We start from the raw sequence: 3,191 nt of genomic DNA, 5'->3' as shown, positions 1-3,191 counted from the left end.
GTCCGCTGCGGCGGGGGAGGGCTCCCCTGTGTAAGGGGAGCTGTCGAGGACGGCAGCACCGTCCGAGACTGAGGGGTTGTCTGCGTTTGAGTCGGACTGCGGCTTATCGGAAGCCAACAACCCTTCCGTCATCCTCGGCTCCGCCTCGGATGCCACCTCCCCTTGCACAGGGGAGGCAGTCTCTTCCGCTTCGCTCGGGACAGCGGTTTCGGGCGAGACGGGCTCTTCGGCAGGCGCGGCGGCTTCGGCCGCTGCGGTATAACCGTTATCGGCGATTTCTTCGTTATTGATAATCTCTTCGCTGCTGACGATTTCTTCGTTGTTGATAATCTCGTTATCGGGCACCGTTCTCGCCTCCTTACGGTTGAAATAAAAAAGCCGCGCTGCTCGCTCACACGTCGAACATCGCAGCTGGCTGCCCGCGTGGGGCCCTGTAGCTTTGCGCCACCGGATTGCTCCGGCTTTGCCAAGTGTTGGGTTTTGGGGACGCTTCCTCAGCGTCCATACACGGATATTATATATTGCGTCCGCGGCGTTGTCAAGAGTTTTTTTGATACAATCTTCCGGCGCGGGCGGATTATTTGTTTTTCTTCAAATAAATAAGCAGTATCTCGACGTCAGCGGGGTTGACGCCGGGGATGCGCGACGCCTGCCCGACGCTGAGCGGACGGATAGCCTTGAGCTTCGCGCGCGCCTCGATGCGCAGGCCGTAGACGTCGTCGTAGTCGATATCCGGCGGCAGAAGGGTGCTTTCCGCGCGTTTCGCCTCCGCGATCTGCGCGTTCTGCCGCGCGATGTAGCCCTCGTAGCGGATGCGGATGACCGCTTCCTCCCACTCCTCGCGGCGCAGCGCCGGCCGCGTTTCGTCGAACGGCGCGAGCGATTCGTAGTCCACCTCGGGGCGCTTCAGCAGCTCCGCGAGCTTCACGCCGGTGGTCAGCGGCGCCGTGCCGAGCGACTCAAGCAGCGCGTTCAACGCCTCTGAAGGCGCTAAAACGGCCTTTTTCAGGCGTTTTTCCTCTTTTTCTATGTTGGAGTACTTCTCGTTGAAAGCCGCCCAGCGAGCGTCGTTTATCAGCCCGATACGGCGTCCGACGGGCGTCAGGCGCTCGTCGGCGTTGTCCTGGCGGAGCGTCAGGCGGTATTCCGAACGGCTCGTCATCATTCTGTACGGCTCGTTCGTGCCGCAGGTGACGAGGTCGTCTATCAGCGTGCCGATGTAGGAGCCGTCGCGCGTCAGAACGAGCGGCTCGGCGCCCTTGAGCTTCAGCGCGGCGTTGACTCCGGCGACGAAGCCCTGCGCCGCCGCCTCTTCGTAGCCGCTCGTGCCGTTGAACTGCCCCGCGCCGTAAAGTCCCGGCAGGTCGCGGAACTCCAGCGTCGGCGTGAGCGCGGTCGGGTCGACGCAGTCGTATTCGATCGCGTAGGCGGTGCGGGTGAAAACGGCGCGTTCGAGCCCTTTGACCGAGCGCACCATCTCGATCTGCACCTCCTCGGGAAGCGACGTGGACATGCCCTGAAGGTATAGCTCCTCGGTGTCAAGCCCCGTCGGCTCGATGAAAAGCTGATGCCGCTGACGGTCGGGGAAACGGCTGATCTTGTCCTCGATCGAGGGGCAGTAGCGCGGTCCGACGCCGGTTATCTGCCCGCCGTACATCGCCGAGCGAAGTATGTTATTCCGTATGATTTCGTGCGTTTTTTCATTGGTATAAGTGATATAGCAGTCCGCGAGGTTGCGCGGCTCCGTGCGCGTTTCGAAGGAGAAGGGCTCCGGGTGTTCGTCGCCGGACTGCTTCTCGATCTCGTCCGTCGCGACGGAGGCGCGGTGCACGCGGCAGGGGGTGCCGGTCTTGAAGCGGCGCAGCGGCACGCCGAGCGCGAGCAGGCTCGCGGACAGGGAAGAGGCCGCGAACATGCCGTCCGGGCCGCTTTCGTAGCTGACGTCGCCGACGAAGACGCGTCCCGCGAGGTAGGTGCCGGTCGCGATCACGACGGCGCGGCAGGCGTATTCCGCCCCGAGCCGCGTCACGACGCGCCACGCGGGCGCGGATGCGGGCCCCGGCTCCCCTGTGTAAGGGGAGCTGTCGAGGACGGCGCCGCCGTCCGAGACTGAGGGGTTGTGAGCGTCGGAGGCAGGTTGCGGCTTATCGGAAACCGACAACCCTTCCGTCTTGCCGTCGCGTTCGCTCCGGCAAGCCACCTCCCCTTGCACAGGGGAGGCAGGAGTGTGCGCTCTTTCTATCGCGACTACCTCGGCCTGCCTTACGTCGAGGCCGGGGGTGCGCTCCAGAACGCGCTTCATGCGCTGCTGATAGGCGCGGCGGTCGATCTGTGCGCGGAGCGAATAGACCGCGGCGCCCTTGCCTTTGTTGAGCATACGCGTTTGTATGGAGGTTTCGTCTGCGGCGCGGCCCATTTCGCCGCCGAGGGCGTCGAGCTCGCGCACGAGGTGTCCCTTGCCGGTGCCGCCTATTGAGGGGTTGCAGGGCATATTTCCGACGGAATCGAGGTTTATCGCGAAGATCACCGTCCGCATGCCGAGACGCGCGGCGGCAAGCGCGGCTTCGATCCCCGCGTGCCCCGCGCCGATAACGGCTATATCATAGGTTTCGGGATTGGTATAGCGCTTCATTGTGTCGAAACCTCCCGGAAATACGATGAAAAGTGAAATTGCCGCCGGCGGCAGTGAAATTGATGCTTCGCATCAGTGAAATTCCGCCTCCGGCGCAGTGAAATTGCTTCGCTCCGCTCGCAGTTTAAGGAACAAATTGCCGCGGCAATTTGAATAATTCAAATCGGCTGCGCCGATTTGCGCCTTGACTGACGGCATCGCTGTCATCCTGAGGGCGAAGCAATGTCATCCCGAGCGACGCGTGGGACCCCACACCGAAAGAAGACGGCTGCACAGGGAGGGGGATTCCTCGTCGGCGCGTTCGCGGCTCCTCGGAATGACAGAACACGCAGCGCAGCGGGCAGGTCTGTCATCCCGAGCGGAGCGAGGGATCCCACACCTTTTCCGACCGGCTGCAAAGGGAGGGGGATTCCTCGTCGGCGCGTTCGCGGCTCCTCGGAATGACAGAACGTAAACGCATACGTTGTCATCCTGAGCGAAGTAACGCGCAGCGTTACGAAGTCGAAGGATCTTGAAGGTAACGGTCGTGTTATCGGAAAAGTGTGCAGTCGGAAACGGG

2 protein-coding genes and 1 riboswitch are annotated in these 3,191 nt (G+C 62.6%); both genes read right to left on the bottom strand.

What is annotated here, in order from left to right; translation table 11 throughout:
* Positions 1 to 345: hypothetical protein (locus tag J5441_05030; protein MBO4934513.1), on the bottom strand; the 345-nt coding region annotated here is incomplete at its 3' end.
* A 58-nt stretch (positions 346 to 403) separates the two neighbouring features.
* Positions 404 to 478, bottom strand: a riboswitch (cyclic di-GMP riboswitch).
* Between the two features lie 99 nt (positions 479 to 577).
* A complete protein-coding gene (gene mnmG, locus J5441_05025) occupies positions 578 to 2,302 on the bottom strand; it encodes a tRNA uridine-5-carboxymethylaminomethyl(34) synthesis enzyme MnmG (GenBank protein ID MBO4934512.1) in 1,725 nt (574 codons plus the stop codon).
* Positions 2,303 to 3,191 lie beyond the last annotated feature (889 nt).

The organism is Clostridia bacterium, assembly GCA_017620395.1.
GTDB lineage: Bacteria > Bacillota > Clostridia > Oscillospirales > RGIG8002 > RGIG8002.
Note: the sequence above shows the minus strand (reverse complement) of the source record. Positions and strands in the feature narration are given on the sequence as shown.

Excerpts from the sequence above, each read along its gene's own strand:
- mnmG (MBO4934512.1), bottom strand. The coding sequence starts at position 2,302 with ATGAAGCGCGTTCTGGAGCGCACCCCCGGCCTCGACGTAAGGCAGGCC.